Source organism: Pseudomonas sp. MIL19 (assembly GCF_028680365.1).
Lineage (GTDB): Bacteria > Pseudomonadota > Gammaproteobacteria > Pseudomonadales > Pseudomonadaceae > Aquipseudomonas > Aquipseudomonas spirodelae.
In genome coordinates this window covers 1-1,124 of sequence record NZ_JAPPVG010000081.1, presented here as the reverse complement: position 1 = coordinate 1,124, position 1,124 = coordinate 1, and the positions used below count along the sequence as shown (strand labels likewise).

Here is a 1,124-nt window from a genome sequence, read left to right as displayed (position 1 = left end):
CGCGTCCGCTTAAAAATACGCGGACACCATCGCCCTTAATGCTGGAGTTCGGAAGGTGACTTGGCTGGACGCTTACGAAGTGGTATCGACGCATGAAGGATGATCGTCGCTATCTGGCTCGTCAGCAGGAGAGAGTGGTCACTGATTACACGGATGCTGTAGTTGACCGTTACTCGCGCACCACCATCGTCAGGGTCGATTTATACTACCGCTCTGAAGCTCAGGTCAGGCTTAGTGTCGTGCAGGTATTCGATGACCTGGATCAGCTGATGGTTGAGCGTGAGAGTAATTCGATCTTCGACCATGAGACCGGTTACATCTGTAGCGTTGAGCAGGGGCAGGATAGGGGTTATCACATCCATGCGGCTTTCTTCTTTAATGGCAATGAGGTACGTGGGGATATTCACAAGGCGCAGCTAATTGGGGAGTTGTGGGAACGCATCACTCGAGGCTATGGCTGCTTCAATAGCTGCAATCACGACAAGGATCGGTATCAGGGGCGGCTGGGTATCGGCATGATCGGGCGTGACGATCTGCGTGCCCGTCAGCATCTACATGAAGCAATGCGCTACCTGGTCAAAGATGAACAGTCTCTGCTGATGAAACCATTGAGGGCGAAGTGTCTGCGCAAAGGGCAGGTTTGCTGAGCTTTAGGCGTCCAATCTGGCCGGTGTGTGCATCGATTCATTGTCCATAGATGATGAGGTTTAGGTGATGTTTATTGCTTGCACTGGCTGGATATAAAAACCAAAATAAAGACCTTAATTGAGGGCTTAGATATGCAGAGCATTTTGGCTGACATAGCAGTCAGTGTATCAGAGCTGAAGAAGAACCCATCTGGCGTAATGGCTGGCGCAGCAGGCATGCCAGTGGCTGTGCTCAACCATAATCGCGTTATGGGCTACATGGTGCCGGCAGAGCTTTACGAGCAAATGCTGGACCGTTTGGATGATCTAGAACTAGTCGAGATGGTCAAGGCGCGTGCTGCTGAGACAGCTGTCGCGGTAACCCTGGATGACTTATAAGCTTGAGTTTCTGCCTTCTGCGTGTTGGCGCTGATGGAAAATTGACCCACCCTGCCGATTGAAATTTGACCCAGGGCGGATTGCTGATTTTGTTACCAG

At 51.2% G+C, this 1,124-nt stretch carries 2 protein-coding genes; both read left to right on the top strand.

Annotated features, from left to right (window positions below; all coding sequences use genetic code 11):
- The first annotated feature begins 92 nt into the window (after positions 1-92).
- Positions 93-647 carry a YagK/YfjJ domain-containing protein gene (locus N1078_RS19440; protein WP_337993332.1) on the top strand — a complete coding sequence of 185 codons (555 nt, stop codon included), beginning with the start codon at positions 93-95 and terminating at the stop codon, positions 645-647.
- 132 nt (positions 648-779) lie between these two features.
- On the top strand, positions 780-1,025 hold the full coding sequence (locus N1078_RS19435) for a type II toxin-antitoxin system Phd/YefM family antitoxin (protein ID WP_248098820.1): 246 nt from the start codon (positions 780-782) through the stop codon (positions 1,023-1,025).
- Positions 1,026-1,124: the final 99 nt, after the last annotated feature.

Bases quoted from the DNA above. Each gene is read 5' to 3' on its own strand.
- N1078_RS19440 (WP_337993332.1), top strand. From the start codon at position 93: ATGAAGGATGATCGTCGCTATCTGGCTCGTCAGCAGGAGAGAGTGGTC.
- N1078_RS19435 (WP_248098820.1), top strand. From the start codon at position 780: ATGCAGAGCATTTTGGCTGACATAGCAGTCAGTGTATCAGAGCTGAAG.